This window comes from Psychrobacter sp. AT9, from assembly GCF_047272965.1.
Classification (GTDB): domain Bacteria; phylum Pseudomonadota; class Gammaproteobacteria; order Pseudomonadales; family Moraxellaceae; genus Psychrobacter; species Psychrobacter glaciei.
The window spans coordinates 2877805-2901784 of the sequence record NZ_JBKOTW010000001.1; the positions used below are offsets into that span (position 1 = coordinate 2877805).

A 23980-nucleotide genomic window follows, 5' to 3' on the forward strand; every position below is an offset into this window, starting at 1 on the left:
CATGAACTAGGCGTTGTAGAATAGATATGAACGATGTTTCGCACGTAACGTCCGACCTTGGTCAGCATTTCGCCATGCACTTGTCTGCCATCGCTAATGATATTGATCGAGTAGAGGTAGAGATGCTTTGGCAAGCTGCCGCTACCCGTTATAACGAAGCCCATCGCGCTTATCACACCCTGCACCACCTTAAGCAGTTGTTTGCGCAGTTTGAGCAAGTTAAGCACAACCTTTATGAACCCCATATTATCGCTTTAGCGCTGTATTATCACGATGTGATATACGAGCCAACACGGGCAGATAATGAGCTTAAAAGTGCAGACTATGCGGTGGAAGCGTTGCAGAAATATTTGAGCGCGGAACAATGTCAACATATCTATGCACTTATCATGATGACGGCTACCCATCAACTTGATAAGTTAACCGATGATGATAAACGCAGCGATGCGGCTTATCTGTTAGATATGGATTTGAGCGTTTTGGGTGCTGCGGGGTCTGAATATGAACTGTACGCATCTGCGGTACGTAAAGAGTATGCACATGTGCCAGTTACCGATTACTGTATCGGACGAACAGCGGTGTTAAAAGGATTGTTGGCGCATCCAAGACTGTATTTGACCGATTATTACTTTGAACGGTTAGAAAAGCAAGCGCGAGATAATATCAAGCGTGAGCTTACTTCGCTTTCAGCTTGATAAATAACTCACTGCCTTGACGTGCAGAATGCGAGTTATAGCTGGCTTCCATAATCTCTATATCAAAACACTGCTCAAAACGCTGCTGATATTCATCTTTTGTGCCACCAAAAGGTGGTTCATCACGGCCAAAATCCACATTGAAAAGTAGGCCAACCAGCTTGCCTTGCGGCTTCAATAGCGCTGCCATCTGCTCGATATATTCATCACGACGTGACGGATTTATCGCACAAAAAAACGTCTGCTCAAGCACCCAATCAAATTGATATTGCTCAGCTGATAAATTAAAAAAATCTGCGCAAATCAAGTGCGCCGCTGGGAAATCAGGATAGCGCTCTGCAAACGCATCAATCGGTGCAGGCGCGAAGTCAACCAACGTGACATTGGTAAAACCCTGCTCGTGTAGATAGCCAACCTCATAGGCATTGCCTGCCCCTGGCACTAGAATAGCCTGATCTTTAGCAGACGCAGGCAGTTGATCGATGTAAGCTTTTAGCGGTGGTGACACCTGTCCCATATCCCACTGTATGCTACCAGTCTCATAACGCTGCTGCCAAAATTCGGCTTGATTGACGTTGTCCATATGACATCCCTGTATATACCATGCATCTACAATATATCTATCATTCTATTATTTGAATGATACGCTGTATACTGCGACGTGAGCGCTTATCATAGCAGGTATGTTATGGTTAACGAATGCCTTTATATCATTTGTGTGAGGCGCTTAATCCAGCTGACCCGACTTGCCCGCTAGCATATCGTGCCACTGCTGATAATCTGGCATCGCTGCCGCTACCGTTTGCCAAAACGCCTTACTGTGATTGGCATGATGCAAATGACACAGCTCATGGACAATGACGTATTCGGTGCATTCAATCGGATAAGCGGGAAGATATACGGATAACCAAATTCGACGCGCACGCGTGTTACAACTGCCCCAGCGCGTATGCATTTTTTTCAGTCGAACTTCATTAGCAGTAGCACCGACTATCGGTTGCCACTTGGCAAATAGTGCTGGATTTACTTCAGTAAGTTGTTGTCGATAATACGCGATTTTTTCATCGTGATTTAGCCTCAATGATTGTTCGATGCCCCATAAGAGGACAGGATTATCCGAGGTTGACGCTTTGGGTTTCGGGGTTTGCTTGTGATGATAACGCGCTAATACTTGCGGATGGTTGTCTAGCGCCCATGATACGCGCTTGTCGACAGAATGAGCGATTTGGCTGGCGCTGATAGACATCGGTACAGAAACCATGAGCGCATAAGGCTTTAAGCGAAAATTGATATTTTTGACGCGCTTTTTGGTCACGTGCAGCACGATACCCGCTTGTGCCAGCTGGTGTTTGGCCGTATCTAACACTAGAGACGTACTCGGTTGCGGCATTATGGTTTCTCCCTTATACCGCTTATGCTACGACTGCCTGCAAATGATTGTCAAAAGACATATTATGTATTTGACTGTCCTGCACAATAATGTCGGCAGTATGCTTTGAATTTGATTCTGCTACACCCAATGTTTCTACTGATAGAGTATTGACACGTAGTCTGGTCAGTTTCCCGTGTCCATCGCTGACGATAAAGCCTGACTCTCCATGATTACTTTTAGTTTGACCAGATGCCTGACCAGCTACTAGCGAAGCGCCTGCACAATCCGGCAAACGCACAGCATCAATCAGCATGCGTGTGTTTAAATCATAAATCGCTGCACAACCGCCAATCGGTGTGGTCACACATAACAGATTGCGCTCACTATCAACCGCGACACTGGCAATGTATTGATGGAAGCATTGCCATTTATTATTGGGCATAACCAATGATTTAAAGTCAGAATCACCGCGATGATGGGTCAGCACTAACGGCACATTGATATGTTTCTCACCTTGGAATTGAATACCAATCATCACCGTGCCATCGTCATGTATGGCCAAATGACGCACACTCATCTGATTGTGTTCAGGGATAATTTGCTCAAGAAGCGTCCCATCATGACGGTTCAGATAAGTCAGCGATGGGCGCATGGTATCGAGATTCAGCTCTTCACGAGAGGCTTGTTCCGTTTTGATACCGCCATTAGCGATGACCAGTGTCTCGCCATCTGGATGCATGATCAACTCATGTGGCCCAATACCATGCGAGTCAAATTCGGCTACTTTGCTATAATTATCATGAGCATCGTAGATACCAATTTTACCCGCCAAGCTTATCGTATCATTCTCAGTGACGTATAGCTTTGAGCCATCCAAACTGTAGCAAGCATGCCCATAAAAATGGCGATTAGTAGCCGCCTTAATAGCAAACTTTACCTGTCCTGTCGCTGTGTCTAATACCCAAAACTTTTCACTAGGGCGGCGACCCAACACCACGACATCGCGTTGACGGTTATGAGCATTTAATCTGTTTTGATTGTTTTGAATATTAGCGATTGGCTGGACAACAATATCATGGACACGCTCAGGCATGGTCGTCTGCCAAACGATTTGTCGGTCTGCATCAATGCCGACCACCCCAAAACCATTTTCGTCATTACTACTAACATTATTACTGTCATCGTTATTTATCAATGATAGGTTTTTTGGCATGGATGCCACGCCACTGACCCAGCATACTGGACGCGCCAGCATAACGGTGCTATGCATTGCCATCAGGTCAGTCACGGTATTTTTAGTATCATGATTTTTATCATCGATATCATTATGATAAGCCCGTTGCCACGCAGCAGACGCGTGCTGATAGGCGTAGCGAAAACGAGTTAGCTGTGGCTTGGGCGATGCTTGCAATGTATGCAGCTGAGCACGCACACCCGACACATAGTCTTGCAACTTTGCTTCAGGCTGATGCTGCTTGCGATAGTGATGATGGATACCAATCAATGTCGCCGTTCCCAATACACTACCAAGCGTGGTCAAAGCCGACGTCACCAGCTGCTCATGATTTGAGCGCTTGTCTGCTGGTCTAGGCGCTGCTTTAGATGACGCGCTATGAGATTTAGCTATCGCAGCGGTATGGGCTTCAGAGGTTTGCATGACTTAATCGCCATCGTTGCTGTTAAAGCCAACACGGATGCCGAGGGTCGGAATCAATTGGCGTTTCAGCAGACGGGTAATGGTCGTAAAATGATCAAACAATTCTTGCTGCTTGGCTTTATCGGCAGTCGCTAAATTCTCTGGCATCTGCGCCAATAGCGTGGTCGTATCAGCCAGCTCGCTTGATAGACTGGCCGCAATAGCATTCTCATCATTGCTACCAAGAATGGCCGTCAATACCGGGTCAGTCAGCGTTTTATTCAAGGTAGCCAACTTAGCATTGATAATAGCGCGGCTTTGTCCAGCAGTAGCAGCAGGCAGATGTCCCTTGGCTTTGCCTGTGAGACCTAATGGTTCATCAATAGCATTGGTCTTCATCGTCTCAATCAATGACAATAAAGCGTTAAACCACTGGTTCAAACCTTGATCGCTATCAGCCGTTTTATCAATCGCCAGTAAAGTCGTGGCGTTCTGCTGCCAGTTACTTTCGATGTCTTTTAATCGCGTGCTTAGTGCCGCGCTGGCGCTGACTATATAAGCACATTGAGCAGCATTCAAGCTGTCATTGGCAAATAGCGCCTCTTCCAGACCTGGTACACCTTGCACAATAGCGCTCTCGTTAGCGAGCTGCTCTGGGGTTAGTTTTGGGTTGGCCGCGATTAGCTCTGCAACACCACTGTGTACCAAGCCGCGCTCGTCAGGGTAATAGTTAATGTACAAGTTGCTCATACTAGCAGTCGCAGGACCAAAGTTGATCATCTCAGCACTCGCCCATGCTTGCGCCAGTACCAACCACTGAGCACGCAACGCTTGCAATTCATCACCGCTGACAGGCGCTTGCTGACAATGCTTCTGCGCCAAATCATGTAACAAACCACTTTGCTTCGCCGCATCCGCATAAGCTGGAATGACAATGTCTTCAGCCACATGGGTCAGATAGGTTTTTTCGGTCTCCGCGCTGATATCTATGGCGACTATCTGTTCGTCATTCGCGCTATCGGCGGCCGTACTGTTTGAAGCAGCGCCATCTTGCGCGACGGCTTGGCTATCCACCTCTGCTGTTTTATTCTCATCGGCAGGCTTGACACAACTGATGAGTAATCCAGCACTCAGTGCCGATAACGCCATTGCTAATGCAGGGTTTATTTTCATAAGTTTCTCGGTAATGGGATAAGTAGTAATTTATATCATTTTTATAATGATTTTAAGAAGGCGTTTAATTCAGCGCGTCCTTGCTTATCTAATTTCAACACTTTTTGGCGTTGGCTTTCTGCTTCACCGCCATGCCATAGCACTGCTTCCATCAGCGTGCGCGCGCGACCATCATGTAAAAAGGTCGCTTGTGGATCGACGGTTTGAGCCAGACCAATTCCCCACAATGCAGGAGTACGCCACTCGTATGAGTTGGCCAAAAACTCAACTTGCGCATCTTTTGCTGGTAGTTTGCCCGCTATCGTACGATCGGCAAGCGAATCGCCCATATCATGCAGCAGCAAATCCGTATAAGGATAAATGACTTGTCCATGCTGCTCAAGATGATCGTCATCGGTTTTTGGCAACTGATATCTTGGCGTATGGCAACTTTGACAACCCATATCATAAAAGCGTTTTTTACCAGCCAGTACCAGCTTATCATCGGCATTACGACGATGTGGCACCGCTAAATTCCGCGTATAAAATTCTACAAACTTGGCTATTTCATCATTCACTTCGACGGGCGGCTTACCATTACCTTGCTCATCAGCGCCAGTAGTCGCGTTAATACAAGCGGTTTGGCTCGGCATGCAGGATTCATGAGGACGAATGTTTGAGGTCAGCCCCATATCCTCATTAAAGGCACTTTGGTTTTGTGTAATCAGCTTGGTTTGACCAGCTTTCCAGCCAAAACGACCAAGCGCATGCTTGCCAGTTTGTGGATCCATCACCCAGTTAAACTTGCCACTGATGTCGCTAGTACTATTGTTATTAATCACTTGTTTTTTGATATCATCGTCAGGTATTTGTTCTAAGAGCCCAAGCCCAATCATTGGTAAAGCCACTCGCGGTGATACCATCATTTCATTATCAAACGCCCCATAGCCGGGTTTTGTCAACTCAAATCTAGGCGCACGTAGGGTTTCAACATAACCATCGGCAAAAGTAACTGGCATATCGGTCCACTGTACCGCAATTCGCGCTTCAGCCGGTACGCCCTGAATACCACGATCTTGTAGCTGACCGCCATACATAGGATGCACCACCTTTTCGATCAGGGAATCCTGCAATTGCTGACGCTGCTCATCCGTTGTCGCTGGCATAGACAGACGTATTAATAAACTATCAGCATCGTCCTTGCTGCTCATCGGCGCGTGCCCACGACCATCTTTGACATGGCATGATTGGCAGGCGGCGACATTGAATAACGCGCCAAGACCGTCACGGCTGTCCGTGCTAGCAGGGGCAATCACCCACGGTTGTTGAAAGAACGCATTACCAATGAAAAAAGAACCTTTGCGTAAGGCAGTGAGATTTGATGAAGGTTTTGAGTAACTCTCAGCACTGGTAATACTAATACCGCTATCACCGCCTTGCTTAATCTCTTGCGGGTCAAAGGAGGCAAGCTGCTGCATGGGCACCCCAGCCAGCGCTTCGATATTTTGACTGCGTTCAGCAGACAAGGTTTTATCCTGCTTATCAGCATTGACGTCATTCTTATTAGCGGATGAGCTGTCAGTTGGCTGACAAGCCGTAAGTGACAAGACGCAGAGAGCACTAAGCGCAAGCTTTAACGGTGTATTTTTAGACAATAAAGAGGTATGAAGAGACATAGATAGTTTGTCTTTCGTGGCAGAAATGGCGTTCATAAGCATTGCCTTAGCGCTAGTATAGAACCATCAAAATCGCGCACCATAACAATATGTCGTTACAGTCAACAGGGTACAACTGTAAGAAAGCTGGCTGGTAGCGTTATTTTAATAGGGCATAAAAAAACACATTGCCAACCGAGATTGACAACGTGTGTATTATACATAAATTACTTTCTTATGAAAATAATTCTCATTCACTTATAGCGACTTATCAGGCATTATAAATGAATACAACTGACGCTAGTAAGCGTATAAACAGCCTAGCTTAAAACTATGAACCCGCATCAGCATCTAGATTATCAATACCAACCGCTTTTGCCGCGCTTTCGATACCAGTCGTCAATTCCTGCAAGCTGGTAATGGCAGTCTCGATCCAACCACGACGAGCATTTTGCTCTTCAGCAGAGATACCTTGTTTGCTTGCTTGACCAACGGTCGCGATCATTTGATCAATCTTAATACCTTCTTTTTCGCCTTTTTCGACGATGATATTAAAATCACTTTCTACTTTACTAAAGTCAGCAGCCAGCTTATCAGCAACATCCTGATGACCCGTATCAATCAGGTAGTTCTTCACGCCATAGCCACCAACGGTTTTATCCGCGAGGGTCTTGTAGCTGCCATTAAAGACATTCTGAATGCCGCGAGCATTATTGGCGTAGCTCAGATGGGTCAAGTCACTAAAGCATTCATGTTCGTCTTCGGTAGATCCCGTGACGAAGGCGACCTGCATACGCTGAGAGGCCAACTCGCCAAATGCCAAGCTGCCCATCTGATACATAATCTGGCGCAGGCCATTGTTATCTTTACGCGCTATCATATCGCTGCGTAAGGTATGCTCACTGTCAGGCTGCCACTGGGCTTCCATCGCGGTCAAATCATCAACCAATAACTGCGCAGCGGCCTTTAAGAATTCGCCGCGACGCTCACAAATGCTTGCATCGGTATTGGCGCTTTCACCACTAGTACATTCGCCATCGGTGGTATTGTAATCACTAATCGGACGGTTGCCTGCACCCTCACCGACGCCGTTGGTATCTTGTCCCCATAGCATAAACTCGATCGCATGATAGCCGGTCGTCACGTTGGCTTCGCTACCACCGATTTCATTCATGTCTGCTAAAAGTTGCGGTGTAATCGTGCTGGTATCTTGCTTAATGCTACCGACGGCAATGCTATCACTATTGATGATATTGTCTTGACTGTTGTATTCACCTTCGTAATCATCGCTGACGTAATCAATGAGCGCTTCATCGAGCGGCCATGCATTGACCTGTCCTTCCCAGCCATCAACGCTACCAATCTCACGCTGGTCATCAGCGCTCACAAATGCTTCATCAAAACGGAACACTTCAGTCTGTGAGTAAGGCTGACGCGCCGCTTTATAGGCAGCTTTTGCCGCTTCAAGATTCGCTTCAGTTGGCGCATCTACATAAGCATTCACTGCCGTCTGCAAAGTCTTTGCGGTGTCTAATGAATCTTTGTAGGCAGCATGAGCCATATTTACATAGCTAAGTGCCAAGCGATCGATATTGGCTTGCTCTGCGCCTGATGTGGTTTTATTATTGGCAGCGTCTGTGTTTTGCACCTCTGTTTGTGCATCAGTGGCGGCATCGTCATTGGCTTGCTTGGTACAACCCGATACCAGCAGTATCCCTGCAAGCGCAGCGGCTAAAGTAGTTGGTAAAATTTTACGGCTCGTCACTGTGGTCATATTCATACACGTCCTCGATGAGATACATTATAAAAAAAGGCAAGTACAATAAATGACTGATGTATAGGGTCATAGCTGCTAAACACTGTCATTACTATTGCTGAAATATTCAAATATTTGCGAATTATAATGTTATTGATAACTATTATCAAATATAATTTAAGGATTGCGTCTTACCGTTGATCAAAAGCTGGCTCATCAAATTCTAAGCCCAAAAAAAGGCCAGCGTATTGCTGACCTTTTTTGCACTATTCTTACTGTAAGCGACTAAAATAAATGGTGATCAAACCATTTATTAGTTTACGCTTTGTGGTGAGTTAATGGTTAGCTCAACACGGCGGTTTTGCTGACGACCATAATCAGTGTTGTTATCAGCTACTGGGCGTGATTCGCCATAAGCAACAACGTTGACACGGTTAGAAGCAACACCACGAGCAGTCAGATAGTTAGCCACTGAGTAAGCACGATCACGTGATAGACCCATGTTATATGACGTTGAACCTTTACTATCGGTATGACCAGCAATGTTAACTGATGTTTTGTTGTACTGGTTCATCGTTGAAGCAAGTTTATCAAGTGTTGGCTTGAACGATGAGCTCAATGTAGCATCATCAAATGAGAAGGTGATGCTACCTGGCATAACTAAATCGATGTTACCAGTCGTTGGGTTTTGCTCAACCGTTACACCTGTACCAGCCATCTGTTGCTCAAGCTGCTTAGCTTGACGCTCCATGTAATAACCAACACCAGCGCCCAATGCGGCACCAATCGCTGCATCACGGCCAGTTTTGTCGCCACCAGTTGCTTTAGAGATGGTTGCACCACCTAAAGCACCTGCCAATGTACCGATAGCAGTTTTGTTCAAGCGCTGTTGTCCAGTGTTTGGATCAGTAGCACAACCACTAAGTGCTAAACCAGATGCGACTGCGGCAATCATTAATGTATTACGCATAATATTTCCTCTTAAGTATTAAATTAAAATTGTGCTTTGTTAAGCTGTGCTTTTTATAAAGATTATTTATGAATCTTATTTAGGTGCTTACTTTCGTTCGTTATTATTATGGCAATTACCATCTATTTATGTGTAATATTTTGTCACATCTATGTATGAGAAGTGCAGGAGGGTTTGCACTCTTCTCCTTTGTATTATCCATCTCTGCTAGGCCAGACATGGCAAGTCACGTTTACAGTCGTACACTATGAATAATTTCTGTTAAAATCATGCAATAAAGTTGACCGTGAAGCAGCGCTAATAACACCACTAAACATATAGCGCGATTTCAACCCTATAAAACCGCCAAAAATTTTGGAAATAACGACTTCAGAAATGGAGTGTTTATATATCAACAATATCGATAGACAGGGATTAAACATGCGCCTGACCTCTACTATTCAAAAAATACATCAACGCGCCCCAAAATTGGGCAAGGCAGTTTCGCTGACTACAGCAGCCAGTGTCATCGCGGCCAATAGCTTTGGTTATAGTATCCCGCTATGGCTAATGGGCGCGACCAAGATGATTACTGGAGCACCCATTGCGGATAAAACCGTGATAAAAATTGCTGCCCACTGGATTAGTAGTAATAACGCCTTGATCGATAATATGTTGCCACGTAAAGATTGGCGTATCAACTTACCCGATGATGTCCATATGGCCGGTAAATACCTGCTGGTTAGCAATCATCAGTCATGGGTCGATACCAGTATCGTGCAATACATTGGTGAACAGCGCCTGCCCCTCACCCGATTTTTTACCAAGTTTGAGCTGATTTATATCCCAATCGTTGGTCAAGCCTTTTATTTTTTAGACTTCCCAATGATGCGCCGCCATCCTAAAGAAAAGGTTGCCAAAAACCCTGCATTAAAGGGCAAAGATATTGAAGAAGCCAAGCGTGCCTGCGCGTTATTAAAAGACAAACCGTTCACCTTATTAAACTATTTAGAAGGCACACGTTTTACGCAAGAAAAACATGACAAACAAAATGCACCTTATACGCATTTACTGAAACCGCGTGCGGGTGGCTTGGCGCTGGCTATCAATGCACTAGGGGATGACATCGATGGTATTTTGGATATGACCATTGTTTATCCGGATGGCGTGCCAACCTATGGTGATCTATGGAAAGGCAATATCAGACGCTTGGGCGTTGACGTTCGGTATATTAAAATACCTGACGAATTGTTTTCTGGTATCAAAAATGGTGGCTATGAAGAGGATGAGGCAATAAAGGCTAAAATGTTTGATTGGGTTGAACAGATATGGTGTCAAAAAGATGACCTTATTACCACCATGCTTGCTGACTTTGCAGATAACCCGCAGAGCAAATAGACTGAACGATAAATTATTTTTTTCAGTAAATCTGCAAATCACAATATTGCCATACTTTTTATGCTGCAATATAAACACTAAAAGCTGGCTAAGGCGTGTCCTCGTTTTGAAAATGCTGATAAAAATGAGATAAATGGCAGCTAAACAAGGAAAGTAGTACAGATAATATCGAGATATGAGCAAGCTACTTGTTGACGCAGTTTGGCAAATATTTAGCCATTTTTAACCCGTTTACAGTTTACTGTTCAGATTGAGGACACGCCCTAATATCAGGTTTTACTCAATTGATATAAAATACCAAATTATAATGGTTGATGGGTTGTTTTTTGATGGCATTCATTGATAATGTGAATAGTCATTAAAACGCTCGCTTATTCAGTTGTAATATCATCATTGACTCTGTCTACTGATGACATTATTTCTTATGCCATTTCTTACTAAAAGGTATGACTGTGCCCGCCTCTCCTACAAAAAGCTCGCTAATAACCGCAGCAATGCCAAATGAGTCATCGAACTTAGCAAGCAGTCAATCTCCGAGCATGCAACCTTCAAGCACGCAGTCACCACAGTCAAATCGTCCCAAACCAAGTCGCTTTAAGCTGACTTATGACATTTTGATGATTGTTGCTATTAGTATTGATCTCTTATTGATTAGCATAGATGCCATCTTGATGAGTAACTTTAGTAGCAATGTTGCAGGGTGGCTGACACTGAGTGATGCGCTTAACTGGTATCAAGGCACCTTGCATGATCCGTTGCGTACGGCGGGTGGGTTTTTCACCATATTCTTAGTTGTCGAGCTATTATTACGCTGGGCAATTGCCATTAAAGAAAAGGTTTATTATCGCTGGTTCTTTTTTCCGTTTGTCCACTGGTATGAGGTATTGGGCTGTTTTCCGCAGCTACGCGCGCTACGGTTATTTCGAGTAGTGGTCATCGGCCGCCGACTCTACCAGCTTGGCTATCAAGTACTACCGCAGTCGTGGATTGACCGCATCAAGTTCTATATTGATCTGCTATTAGAAGAGTTGTCAGATCGTGTCATTTTGACTGCAATCGATAATTTTCGTGTGCAGCTTACCGACACCAAAACGCACAAATCATTGATTGAATCAACGATTGCTCGCAACCGTCATGAGATTGAAACAGCATTATTGTCGTTACTACGCACAGAGCTGGCGCCAAAACTGCAAGCGCTGACGGCCTCACCAGGAGGCAATAACATGATAGCTGGTGCGATGGGCGAAGCGATCAAAGAAGGTTTGGCCAATACGCCAGAGTTACGTCGCTACTTGCGCATGATACCCATCGCTGGTGGCTTGATTGAGTCGCAATTGCAGCATGTGGGACACAATATTGGCGAAAATGTGGTCATTGCTTTAAACGAGCGTCTCCTTGATGCTGAACGTCTTGATGCATTGATGGTCGCTATTGCCAGCGGTGTGGCACAAATCGATACCAACAACACCGCGCTGGATACTTTAATTTCTAGCATTATTGAGGACAGTTTGACAGCATTTGAAGCACAAATAAAAGTGCAGCAATGGAAGCACCAAGATATGCTTAACTTATAACATTTTTGCTAAAAATGGCTACTAAATAACCAGCACCTAAGTAAATAACCACTAAATAATAATAAATATAGTACGCATGCAGCCATACGATATTTTTTGAGGATCAATCTTATGACGATTTTAGATAACGACAACAGCAGCCCAACCCCGAGTGCTACGCCTGCTCTCGCCTTTTACGGTAAGATGCTCACCTTTTCGCGCTTACAGTTCAGTACGGATGACTTGAGCGCTATCGAGGCTCAGCTTGCTGAAACGCTTAGCAACAAATCCAGCAATATCCCTATCCTCATTGATAGCGAGGTCGAACAAGATCTGTCTGCATTGGTAGAGCTGTTATGGTCATGGGGACTGCAACCTATCGGTGTCGTGACAGGTGTGTTAGATGCACAAGCACGTGAGCAGCGATTGGCAATATTTCCTGCCGACGGCAAACGTATCGAGCGTATTCTACCCAGTAAAAAAGCCACTGCTCAGGTCAATAAAGCATCAGAAGCCAAAAATACAGAGTCGACCAGCACGAATGACGTAGCCGCAGCGTCTGAACCCGCACTTGAGACAGCGACCGAGACGACCATCGCTAATATTCCAGCAGAAACCTTGGTAAGCGCTGAACATATCACCAGCCTCATCTATGATCAAATGCTACGTTCAGGACAGAGCCTCAACCATGTCGGTGGGGATTTGATTTTGACCAACAGTGTCAACAGTGGTGCTGAAGCGATTACCGACAACAGCTTGCATGTCTACGGCCGCGCCCAAGGTCGTTTGGTCGCAGGGGCAACAGGCGACAAAGATGCTCGTATCTTTTGTCAGGTCTTTAACCCGTCATTGGTGTCAGTCGCAGGCACTTACTGCCTACGAGACAATTTACCGGAACACGTAATCGACAAACCAGTACAAGTACGCTTTATAGAAGGTCAAGGTTTGGTATTTACCGTGATGGATGATGCTTAGTTAGACGGCTGATTTGTCGAATTTTATGCATAAACATCAAAGGCATTCGCTGTAGTGCTAATAAAATAATGGCTAAATATCTTACTTAATATTTCAGTAAGTTTGGTTAACAAAACTGTCTCAAGACAAATAATTTACTCTGCCACTATGTAACCTATCTATCAGTGCTAATGCCTATAGGCATTAGCACTTAACGCAGATAATCGTTGTTTTTCGCTTTAGTGCAGACTTGCTATAAATTTTTGTTTATTTATGCTAGGCTTACGCTCGCAGCGCATATATTACATGTGAATAATAAGCATAAGAGAATGCGCTATTTTATTTAATAGATATCCCATTGATTCATAGGAGTGTGCCATTGTGGCGAAGATTGTTGTAATCACTTCAGGTAAAGGCGGTGTGGGCAAAACCACCACTAGTGCGTCTTTTGCCGCTGGTTTGGCGTTGCGTGGCTATAAGACGGTTGTTATCGATTTTGATGTAGGTCTACGTAATCTAGACTTGATCATGGGCTGTGAAAATCGAATTGTTTATGACTTTGTAGACGTCATCAGCGGTAACGCGCGCTTGTCACAAGCACTGGTCAAAGACAAACAGCTTGAGAACTTATACATCTTACCTGCCAGTCAGACGCGTGACAAAGATGCGCTGACAGACGAAGGGGTGTCCGAAGTAATGGCTGAACTGTCTAAGCAGTTTGACTACATCATTTGCGATTCTCCTGCTGGTATCGAGCGCGGGGCCCAGTTAGCGATGTATCATGCTGATGAAGCGATCATCGTGACCAACCCTGAGATCTCTTCAGTACGTGACTCGGATCGTATTATCGGTATCTTACAAAGCCGTACCAAAAAGATCGAAGAGAACCAAGGTTCTATCCGTGAGCATTTGGTTATCACTCGCTACAATGCCGAACGTGCGGCAGCGAATGAGATGATGGACATCGATACCATCTCTAACGATATCTTGAAAGTACCGTTACTCGGCGTTATCCCTGAAAGCCATTCAGTGCTTGAGGCATCTAACCACGGTGAGCCGGTTATCCATTATACCGATTCTATCGCTGGTCAATGTTATGATGACATTGTCGCCCGTTTCTTAGGCGAAGAGCGGCCGTTACGTCATATTGACGTAAAGAAAAAGAGTTTATTACAGCGCTGGTTTGGGGGTTAATGATGAGTAAGAAAAAAGGATTTTGGAGCAATTTATTTGGTACTGATGACAGCAGCAATGTCGGCAGTGCCAATTTAGCCACTGAGCGTCTCAAGGTTATCGTTGCGAGTGAAAATCGCTTAAACAACCGCCTAACAGCGGATCGTATCGAAAAAATGAAACGTGAAATACTAGAAGTGGTGAATAAGTACGTCAATGGCGTGCAAATTGACGATGTAAATATCAATCATCGTTCTGAAGACAGCTTAGATGTGCTAGAGATGAATATCAACTTGCCTGAGCATAAAAAGTAATCTGTTCAAAAGCATATGGAACAAGCGCTCTAGTTAAGCCCTAATCTAAAAAAGCCCTCAGTAAAATACTGAGGGCTTTTTTGTGGACGTATACTTTCTGGATTCGTCGTTACTTTATACGTGCGATCAAATTGTCTTTTTTGACAAACTGATGATACAAAGCTGCACCGATATGCAATACAGTAAAGGCAATAATCATGGGCCAGATAATATCAGCGTGTAAATCATTATAATAACGCGCTAAACCTCTATCTGGGGTGACAAAGACAGGAATCTGAAATAAACCAAATATATCTACCCGTCGACCCCCATAGACTGACATCAGTAGGCCAGCTAACGGCATCGCGATTAGCAAAGCATATAGCGCAAAGTGCGACAACTTTGACATCAACAGCTGCCACTTAGGCATCGGTAACGCTGGTGGTACTTTGGTAAAGACGCGATTGATAACTCGCGCTATCATCCAACATAACAAGCTTATACCAAAGGCCTTGTGTAGCCCAATATAGAGATTGTCATTAAGATTTTGGTATAACAGCATCATGAGCCACGTTACCAGCAATAAAACCGCACTGATCCAGTGAAATAAGCGGCTAGCGATTGACCACTTTGAAACATTCGCATCGATATCATTCATAGGCTGCTCTATTCACTCTAACCAACATTTATAGATAAAGACAATAACAGGCGGCACAGTCATTGTGGCTAGGTTAGTCTTGACGATGTTACTGGTCACTATCATTAGTCGTGATCATTAGTCATGATTAAGACTAATGAATTGCTATTCACTATAGGCCACACTTACTAAAAAAGCTAGCTGTCTAAATCAACCAATTGATGCGCAATTTTATCCAAATCAGGCACCAAGTAGAGAATGTTATCGATAATTACGGTTTGAAACAAGTAGGACTCTACAACGTTTTCTTGAAAGCGCTCTTTGACGTAGTCGATTTCGCTATCTGTCAGATTTTCGCCAGTCGCTTGAACCGTTTCACTGTCGCTGTTTTTCGTTTTTTGGGCGACGCTATAATCGATATTCGCATTGCTCGTATACTGTTCAGGAAGCTCAATATCCTTAACGTCAGAGATACGTACTTGTAGCTGGTGCAGTTCACCGACAGTCTGTAATGCTATGCGATGGGCAGCCGTATTACCCTCTAATACTATGATCTTTTCTGGCGTTTGCCCACTGGATAGCAAATGGAATACAGCGACTTCTTGTTGTTGCCACAGATAAGTCCAAATATGCTCATCAAAGTCATCCACACTCAAAATCAGGCTGCTCGGAATAATCCAATCAGGCTGATTAAATGCTGGAACGATAGTGACATCTAGCATACCATTGTTCGTGGTTAGCAAGCTTACTGCCTCAAACGAATGTTTTAGAATTTGTTTCATACGTCGCTCACAATAGATTAATGCGAAGAGGCAACAGCCGCCCTTTCACCAATATAGTCGGTAAGTTTTTGTGCTAAAGCCACAGGGCTACCAATAAAATCACAATATCCAGAATCAACAATCGCTTGTGGCTGACTAGGACAAGTACTGACACTTGGATCTTGCGCCCACAACTGACTGTCATTGTCTTGGATTAAATCCAGATGCTGAGCCCCATCGTTACCCATACCTGAAAAAATAATATTGATCAGCTCACTACCATAAACATCGCTGGTGTTTTTTAAGATCTGACCAATAGCGGGCTTGTAATCACCTTCCCATGCTTTAGCAAGTAATATAATCCGTCCGGTCGAATCGCAAACAATTTGCTTATCAATAGGCGCAATCAAACATTGACCCGCCTGTAAACGTTGTGACGAGGTAATAACTTGACAGCGCCAATCGTTATGGCGATTCAGTATGCGTGGTAGCGTCCCAATCATCGTCTGGTTGAAATGATGCGCCAATAAAATACAAATGGGTAGCGTGGGTGACAAGTTATCTAAGAACTCTTTTACAGCGCTAGGACCGCCCATAGACGCACCCAAAAACACAACATACTGCCAGTCATTGGTATCGCTCTGATAAGCATTGGTATCTACCAATGCTGGTAGGAGTAGCATCTGTGCAAGCTTACGTTTTAGTTTTCGTTGCCATTTAGCATACTGCTTTGCCTCATTTAAATAAGGCGCTTGACTAAAACCCACCAAAACCCCGATTGATTGAGACATAGCAGTAGCCGTGGCTACACTGTCATCATAATCACTGTCTATCAACCAAATATCAATGGGTGTTTCATAACGTTCAAACTTATCGTGCAACTGCGCCCGTGATACACAATCAATGAGGGTAAAGCCACAGCCACGTACGGTATCCGAAAAGGCCATACGCTGGTGATGATCTTCTGCGACTACCAGCACCTTGATATCACTTTTGTTTTTGAGCGCTAATGGAACAGGTGCCTTATCCTTCATAAGTTAAGCTGACCTCTTCACCCAATAGCATTTGGATTTTATTCAGTAGCTCGTTTTCTTGGAATGGTTTACCCATATAATCATTCACCCCAATTTCCAGAGCACGCTCACGATGCTTTTCACCAGTACGTGAGGTAATCATAATAATCGGAATATGCTGCAAGCGTTTATTGTGGCGTATTTGAATGGCCACTTCGAAGCCGTCCATACGTGGCATCTCAATATCCAATAAGATAAGATCCGGTATCGTCTCTTGTAGTATCTCAATCGCATCGACACCATCTTTGGCAACGGCAACTTTATATCCTTGACGCTCTAAGAAGCGCGACGTTACTTTACGTACCGTGACCGAGTCATCGACGACCATAACCGTCGGCTGAGATTCTAAGCGTCTATGCTTAGAGCCAACAGATGGCATGACTTCTTTAAGCGCTGGTGCATTACGCATCAAGGCAATCAAATCTAAGATAAGCATGACCGAGCCATCACCCATGATGGTAGCGGCTGAAATACCCGATAGGTTTGAGAATTGTTGTCCTAATGGTTTTACTACGACTTCGATACGTGACCCAGCTATCTGATCGACCTGCAGAGCAATATTCTGTCCAGTACGGTTTTTGATGATAATCACCGGCAAGCTCGTATTGGTATTGACCACCAGCTCATTGAGTTTATTACCCGATAAAATCTCATTTAAATAACGCACACGGTAATCAGCGTCTTCAAAGTTTAGCGTGGCGTCATTTGACTGATAGTAATCATAAAGCTTTTCTGGATTGATACGTACCACACGCTCAATCTGAACCAGTGGTATGGCATAGTAGCGATCTGCTGCTCGCACTACTAGGGCATCCGATACGGCTACTGTAAGCGGTAGGCGCATGGTAAAACGCGACCCTTTGCCCAGCTCAGAGACTACAGACACGACGCCACCTAATTGACGAATCTCGCTGATGACGACATCCATGCCAACGCCGCGCCCTGAGATCTGCGTTAATTGCTTACTGGTACTCAAGCCCGCATTAAAGATGTACTGCATGATATCAAGATCGGTCAGACTACTGTCTGCTGCATCGATAAGGCCTTGCGCAATGGCTTTGCTGCGAACAGCTTCGACATCGATACCGCGCCCATCATCGGATAAGTTGATGACAATTTCACTGCCTTCGCGCAACACCTCTAAAGTGATGTTACCACTGCGCTCTTTACCAGCTTTCAGACGCGTTGTACTGTCTTCGATACCATGATCGACGGCGTTACGTAGCATATGCTCAAGCGGCGACGTAATACGCTCTAGAATGGTTCTATCCATTTCGTCATCAGCATTAATAATTGTCAGCTCAACCGACTTATTAAGCTCATTAGCCGTTTGGCGTACCGTACGTTCAAGGCGCGGTGTTAAGCGCGTAAATGGCACCATACGCGAATTCATCAAGCCATCTTGTAGCTCAGTTTGCGTCCGCGACAGCTGTAATAATAAGCTCTCACTATCACGCGTTTTTTCTAAAAGAGTATGATTAATATCAACCAAATCTGATGCCGACTCTGTCAGAGATTTTGATAACTGATTCAGAGAAGAGTATTGATCCATCTCTAGCGGGTCAAAACCTTCATGGCTTATCAACTCATCATCTATCTGCGATAAGATTTGGGCTTCAAGCTCAATCTCCATTCGGCGTAACTGATCTGCCAAACGCTGTACCGTGATGCCCATCTCTTCAAGGCTGTTGGTCAAACTACTCATGCCCATGTCAATACGCGCACGGTTAATCGCCGACTCGCCAGACAAGTTAATCATATGCTCAATCAAACCACCTGAGATACGGATCATCTCATTGCTACTAGCGCTCTGCTCTTGCTCCGTAAACTCACCGATCATCGCCGGCATTTTACTGATGTCTTTTACCATACCTGCTGAGTTTCGATTTTCTTTGGCAGTCAAAATCGCTTTGCGCTGCGCTTGCAGAGATTCATTAGGTATTTGTTTTAAGCTATCAGGGTTTTTACTAAATTCTTGTAGCGCCTCTATTAATAAAGCAGGCGTTGGCGGGTTGACTTGTTGCTTGAGAATAAATAGTGCATCTGCCATCCAGTCATGACAGGCCACGAGTAGCTCTAAGACTTTTTTTGTAGCAGGACGACGATGATGGGCAAGATCTTCATAGACCGACTCCATGTCGTGTGCCAAGTCCGCTATTCCATTAGCCGTGACCATTCTTGCGCCACCTTTAAGGGTATGCAAGTCACGCTGTAGCGCTTGTAAGGCAACTGTATCGCTCACGTTATCTAAAAATAACTGTAGATATTGATTGTTATTGGTCAGCGCTTCTGCTTCTTCTAAGAATACTTCTAATATGTCAGGATCCGGTAAGCCATTGGCCCATGACTGTTTAATCATTCTATCAAGCGTCAGTATTTCTGTGTTTTCGACATTGCTGAGTATAGAGTCATCTTCAACAGCTTGCGGCTCAGCGACAGTATGATGTTTTGGCACGGGTACAATCAAATTAACCGTATCTGGCAATACTTGTGCTTTCTCAAAACGTTGTAATTGCTCGATAAGTTCGGGAGCAAAAAATGATTGCTGATGATTTACCATATGCATGACTTGCAACGACAAGGTATCTTGCACGATTTGCATAATCTCAAGCCACTGTGTGGTTGGCGCGCGTCTGTGCTCTACAAAAGCTTCATAGATACTCTCTGCTTCATGGGTCAAGTCTCCAATACTACGGATACCTGCCATGCGTGCACCACCTTTGATGGTATGCAGATGACGTTGTAGTACCTTTAGCGTATTGATGTTAGTAATATCCGCACGCCACTTATTAAAGCTTTCGGCAAGGGCATCATCAAGCTCTTGCGCTTCTTCTAAAAAGATCTCTAACAGTTCAATGTCAGTATCGATAGACTCTAGCTGAAACTCAGCGGCAGAGACGCTTTGCACGGTAGGCAAACCATCGTTATCCTCATCAATAATGTCATCTTCAGTGTCAGCGCCATTAGCAATACGCTGTAAATCCTCAAGAATGTGCCCATCGACTTTTAATGACGTGCTACCGGCCAATGCATCGAACAACCCTACTAACTGCGCATGCCCAGCCAACAACGTGGTTTGAATGTCTGTATCAGCTGCTGTTTCAGGACTGTCTTGCAGATGATTATAAGCCCCAGCTAAGGCACTGAGAATTGCAGTGAATTTTGGAATATCTACCGCTTTGCTAGCCAGATAATTTATTTGTGCCAATTGTTGTTCAATATATTTCTGGACATGCTCACTTTCGGAGTGGCTCAATGCCTCATTTAATTGCCATTCAGCATCGAGCAGTTCATCAATATTTTCGTCGAAAAGCTGCTCTATAGTGAGTTTATTGTCTGCTATCTCACTATAATCGCCGACAGCATAATGCTCACCCAGCATCGCTTGCAATGACGCAATATCTTGCTGGCTCTGCGCGTCTTCTACCGATATATCTTGCTGTTCGACGTTTGGTTTGTAATTATTAAGATAGCCATTAATTAGTGTCACAGACTGTGCTAACGCCTCTAAGTGTTGCGCACTCATAGGAATATCTTGCTGTTGCAACAGCTCTAGACTTTTCTCTATTGTTGCACTGATTTCGCTAATCGCTGCCAAAGCGCTAGAACCTGAAGCGGCTCTTAGGGTATGGAATGCCCGAACAATGTGATCACTAACTGCAACATAGGGCTGACCTCGATGCTCATTAACAAAGGTATCAACCTCCTGTAATAGGGTCTCTGCTTCGTCGATGAAAATCTCAAAAAATGCTTTTTCTTCTGCATTTTGATGCGTCAAAATGACTGGCGCTTCTGCCATCATTTCATTAGCCGAATGAATGGTCTGCAGCATATTATCAATGTTTTCATCACTACTTTCGATCGTACTATCAGACTGTAATACTGAAGGTTGCTCAGTAGAGGTAAGCGCTTGCTCATATAACTTGGCATAGCTGAACTCATTACCATGCTGCTTACTAAAAGCGTTCGCACAGGCGATCCATAGTGGTACTAGCACTGGATAATCTTGGCTGTCACTTTCAAACGTGGTGAGCATAGCAGGATATGCTGCTAACACATCGGTAATAAGCTGTCTCATATCAGCTGAAGCAACAATACTCTTATCTAAAATGCGATTGAGCATGTTTTCTATTGACCATGCCAGCTCACCGGTATAGTTGGCACCAACCATACGACCAGAACCTTTTAGCGTATGGAATCCGCGACGAATGTCTGGCAAATCGCTCAAATCAGTGGGAGACAGCTGCCAATGCTCATATAAAGGCACGATGTCGTCCAACACTTCATTCGCCTCTTCTATAAATATCTCTTTGATATCAGGATCGGCATCATTCGCATCTGTCGGTAACTGCTGCGTCTCTTGCATGAAAGGAATGAGTACAGTGGGTAATATCAGACCAGAAAGAGAGTCTATGACGTTTCTATCTTCGCCTACTTCCTGTTCATGTTCAAACTCATCAATCGTGTCTGCCAGATTGTTATATTCAGCAGTTGCCATTGGCTCATCTGAGTCCAAAGCCTCGTCTAATTCAGTGTCCGATGAGGCAGATACGGCACTGTTTAAACCCGTGTTAACTGGCTGTCCTGTTAGTATATTATGACTTTGTAAAATGGTTACCGCAGGATCAAAGCTTGGCGACTGTTGCGCCGTAAAATCTGTAACTAAGACTGAAATTCGCTTGGTCGTCTCTGTTACTAGCGCAACGACCTCATCAGTGACAGGCAGTGTTTTGTCTAAAAGTCGATTGAGCAGATTTTCGATTGACCACGCCATTTCGCTGATACTAAAGGCACCAACCATGCGCCCCGACCCTTTTAACGTATGAAAGCCTCTACGCACTTCTGTTAAAGGTGTTAGATCTTGTGAATCCTGTTGCCAAATTGGTAAAAAATCCTCTAAGTCCTCAACGACCTCTGTCACCTCTTCAATGAAAATATCACGAATATCTTCATCTATATCGAAACTATCTGGCTTCACTTGTTCACGCGCACGTAGCAAAGCTTCACTATCATTAACAGTGCTGAAATCATCACCGACGGTATTATTTACAATGAGGTTATTCGACTCATCTTCTACCGCCGTTTCATGGCTCAAAATTGCCGCATTAAAGTCTTGATCTTTAAGAATTTGGTCATCGAGAGCTTGCTCAGTAACCGGCGCAATCTCACCGTTATCATCGTAGCGCAGTACATCGGTCGCTGCGACTTTTTGGCTAGGTAAGCTTTGGTCAACACTTTCAGGTGCTTGAATATACTCACTGAGCAATGTGGCAGCATTATCAATATGCTGATTTGCCAACACTAATAGCGGTTGGTCAAAAACTTGCTGAGCCAGATAATCAAGCAACAGCTCTATCGAAGTCAAACCTTCAGCCAATGCTTGGGTAACCTTCCAACTGAGCACGTCAATTTCATGAGTGGTGAGTTGTACAAATAGGCTGGCTATAGCATCAGTCGCTTCACGGATTGAAGGCAATCCCATTTCATCAAAAGCATGACCAATATTAGTAAAATCAGCAGCCTCAGGTAAGAGAGCAATATCCTGACGCTGTATATATGCGTTAAAGCTTTGTTTTATGTCTTCAACAGCAATGCGCAATTCACGTAAGTTTTTACTAGTAGAGTTGATGTCCGTACTAGAATCTGACTGTGCGTCGACACTCGCTGCTACATCAGACACCGGCGTAAAATCAGCGGCATCACCGATCTTTGTGGATATTGCCTGCTCTGTATTATAAATAGCGCTATATAACTCTTGAAGCTGGCGTTCAATCTGCCACTGTTCTTGCGCAAACCCAGTCTCTGAGGAAAGGGCACGCTCTATATCAGCAATGATGGATGCTGCTTTTGAGGCATAAAAAGTCCACCCTCGAGCTTCGAGCTGACTATTTATGCGTTGCAATGGGTTCAATAAAGTCTGCGGTTGATCGAGACTGAAAATGAGGGTCTCAAGCTCGCTCAGTATACGAGGTAAAAAACGTGCATCCACTATCGCACTTTGCGGTAGATTACTGAGAATAGACTGAGTATGCTCGCTGCTTTGCGCAAGACCACTCAGCTCAATATAGAGGCTGGCGAGCAATTCTTTAATAATGCTCGACGCCAACTCGGCTTGATGTCCACAAGACTCTAGCACTTGCTCAAGCTTTGCCAATAGCGGTGCATAGTGCTTAGGCAACGGTGTTTTATTATGAGCAAGATCGCGCAACCACAGCTCGGTTAAATACCATAGACGCTGCAAATCATCGTCTTGCGTGGTTTGCCATAAATACTCACTTACTTTTTCTAAGATCGTCAGTACTGAGGGCTGATTGCTATTGGCAACTAGTAGCGCCTGTACTTGCTGACGCCAAACCAATAGTAATTTTTGATACTGCTGAGTGTCTAGATGAGCATCTACCGCGTGGCGTGGCACGACTAGTTCAATATCATCGATAACTTTTTCAGAATTAATAACGCCATCGACAAGGTCTTTGTAATGAGCATTGCTGGCTATAGTGGATTGCGGTGACAAATGGTCGGTCGCTATACCCAGTCGTGATAGCGACTGAGTAAGATCATCAGCCGCTCTACTGATTAGAGCGGTATGATGACTGCTTGTACGCATATATTGCGTCAGCTCACGTTGTAGCAGCCGATGAGAAAACTGACCGATGCGGCGATCATCAGGGGTAAAACCATCTTGGCTACCCGCCCCTGCCAACAGACTCAGCTTAGTCGCTAAATTTGACAGCAAAGGCAGATTAATCATAGTTAAAGCACCACCAACTTGATGATAGTGCTGCACCATTTGCTCGTAATTATTGCTGTCAGCGTCTAATTGCCAGCCATCAGATACTTGTGATAATTGCTGATTAAAAAGTGGTAATAACCACTCGAGCGTCACCATGTCATTGGGCTGGTTTTTCATAGATTTATCCTAA

17 protein-coding genes are annotated in these 23980 nt (G+C 44.5%); 6 read left to right on the top strand and 11 right to left on the bottom strand.

What is annotated here, in order from left to right; all coding sequences use genetic code 11:
- Positions 1 to 26 precede the first annotated feature (26 nt).
- A complete protein-coding gene (locus ACMFL8_RS12090) occupies positions 27 to 695 on the top strand; it encodes a hypothetical protein (RefSeq protein WP_413191118.1) in 669 nt (222 codons plus the stop codon).
- Here ACMFL8_RS12090 and ACMFL8_RS12095 read toward each other — a convergent pair.
- The 7 genes from ACMFL8_RS12095 to ACMFL8_RS12125 all read right to left on the bottom strand — a co-directional run bounded on the left by ACMFL8_RS12095 (position 676) and on the right by ACMFL8_RS12125 (position 9236).
- The gene (locus ACMFL8_RS12095) at positions 676 to 1278 is read right to left on the bottom strand and encodes a methyltransferase domain-containing protein (protein WP_413191119.1); all 603 of its coding nucleotides are present in this window, start codon (positions 1276 to 1278) and stop codon (positions 676 to 678) included. The two genes, ACMFL8_RS12090 and ACMFL8_RS12095, sit on opposite strands and share 20 nt — an antisense overlap.
- A 144-nt stretch (positions 1279 to 1422) precedes the next feature.
- Positions 1423 to 2085, bottom strand: coding sequence for a M48 family metallopeptidase (locus tag ACMFL8_RS12100; protein ID WP_413191120.1), 663 nt, complete (start codon positions 2083 to 2085; stop codon positions 1423 to 1425).
- A 22-nt stretch (positions 2086 to 2107) separates the two neighbouring features.
- A complete protein-coding gene (locus ACMFL8_RS12105) occupies positions 2108 to 3724 on the bottom strand; it encodes a DUF1513 domain-containing protein (protein WP_413191121.1) in 1617 nt (538 codons plus the stop codon).
- Positions 3725 to 3727: 3 nt separating this feature from the next.
- Complete coding sequence (locus ACMFL8_RS12110; protein WP_413191122.1) at positions 3728 to 4876, bottom strand: imelysin family protein; 1149 nt, start codon at positions 4874 to 4876, stop codon at positions 3728 to 3730.
- A gap of 41 nt (positions 4877 to 4917) precedes the next feature.
- Positions 4918 to 6567 carry a di-heme oxidoredictase family protein gene (locus tag ACMFL8_RS12115; RefSeq protein WP_413191123.1) on the bottom strand — a complete coding sequence of 550 codons (1650 nt, stop codon included), beginning with the start codon at positions 6565 to 6567 and terminating at the stop codon, positions 4918 to 4920.
- A 274-nt stretch (positions 6568 to 6841) separates the two neighbouring features.
- On the bottom strand, positions 6842 to 8290 hold the full coding sequence (locus ACMFL8_RS12120; protein ID WP_413191124.1) for an imelysin family protein: 1449 nt from the start codon (positions 8288 to 8290) through the stop codon (positions 6842 to 6844).
- 289 nt (positions 8291 to 8579) lie between these two features.
- A complete protein-coding gene (locus ACMFL8_RS12125; protein ID WP_189585567.1) occupies positions 8580 to 9236 on the bottom strand; it encodes an OmpA family protein in 657 nt (218 codons plus the stop codon).
- A gap of 420 nt (positions 9237 to 9656) precedes the next feature.
- On the opposite strand from ACMFL8_RS12125, the gene ACMFL8_RS12130 reads away from it, so the two are divergent.
- The 5 genes from ACMFL8_RS12130 (at position 9657) to minE (ending at position 14607) form a co-directional block, all read left to right on the top strand.
- The gene (locus ACMFL8_RS12130) at positions 9657 to 10613 is read left to right on the top strand and encodes an acyltransferase (RefSeq protein WP_189585569.1); all 957 of its coding nucleotides are present in this window, start codon (positions 9657 to 9659) and stop codon (positions 10611 to 10613) included.
- Positions 10614 to 11059: 446 nt separating this feature from the next.
- Positions 11060 to 12187: a hypothetical protein gene (locus ACMFL8_RS12135; RefSeq protein ID WP_413191125.1), complete on the top strand. Its 1128-nt coding sequence runs from the start codon at positions 11060 to 11062 to the stop codon at positions 12185 to 12187.
- Between the two features lie 111 nt (positions 12188 to 12298).
- Positions 12299 to 13141 carry a septum site-determining protein MinC gene (gene minC, locus ACMFL8_RS12140; RefSeq protein WP_413191126.1) on the top strand — a complete coding sequence of 281 codons (843 nt, stop codon included), beginning with the start codon at positions 12299 to 12301 and terminating at the stop codon, positions 13139 to 13141.
- Positions 13142 to 13501: 360 nt separating this feature from the next.
- Complete coding sequence (gene minD / locus ACMFL8_RS12145; RefSeq protein WP_010201589.1) at positions 13502 to 14314, top strand: septum site-determining protein MinD; 813 nt, start codon at positions 13502 to 13504, stop codon at positions 14312 to 14314.
- 2 nt (positions 14315 to 14316) lie between these two features.
- Complete coding sequence (gene minE / locus ACMFL8_RS12150) at positions 14317 to 14607, top strand: cell division topological specificity factor MinE (protein ID WP_010201590.1); 291 nt, start codon at positions 14317 to 14319, stop codon at positions 14605 to 14607.
- Positions 14608 to 14716: 109 nt separating this feature from the next.
- Here minE and ACMFL8_RS12155 read toward each other — a convergent pair whose 3' ends face one another.
- The 4 genes from ACMFL8_RS12155 to ACMFL8_RS12170 all read right to left on the bottom strand — a co-directional run bounded on the left by ACMFL8_RS12155 (position 14717) and on the right by ACMFL8_RS12170 (position 23967).
- The gene (locus ACMFL8_RS12155) at positions 14717 to 15244 is read right to left on the bottom strand and encodes a cytochrome b (protein WP_413191127.1); all 528 of its coding nucleotides are present in this window, start codon (positions 15242 to 15244) and stop codon (positions 14717 to 14719) included.
- 176 nt (positions 15245 to 15420) lie between these two features.
- On the bottom strand, positions 15421 to 16005 hold the full coding sequence (locus tag ACMFL8_RS12160) for a hypothetical protein (RefSeq protein WP_413191128.1): 585 nt from the start codon (positions 16003 to 16005) through the stop codon (positions 15421 to 15423).
- Positions 16006 to 16022: 17 nt separating this feature from the next.
- Complete coding sequence (locus ACMFL8_RS12165) at positions 16023 to 17018, bottom strand: chemotaxis protein CheB (protein ID WP_413191129.1); 996 nt, start codon at positions 17016 to 17018, stop codon at positions 16023 to 16025.
- Complete coding sequence (locus ACMFL8_RS12170) at positions 17008 to 23967, bottom strand: Hpt domain-containing protein (RefSeq protein ID WP_413191130.1); 6960 nt, start codon at positions 23965 to 23967, stop codon at positions 17008 to 17010. Before ACMFL8_RS12170 ends, ACMFL8_RS12165 begins: the two co-directional genes overlap by 11 nt.
- Between the last annotated feature and the right edge of the window lie 13 nt (positions 23968 to 23980).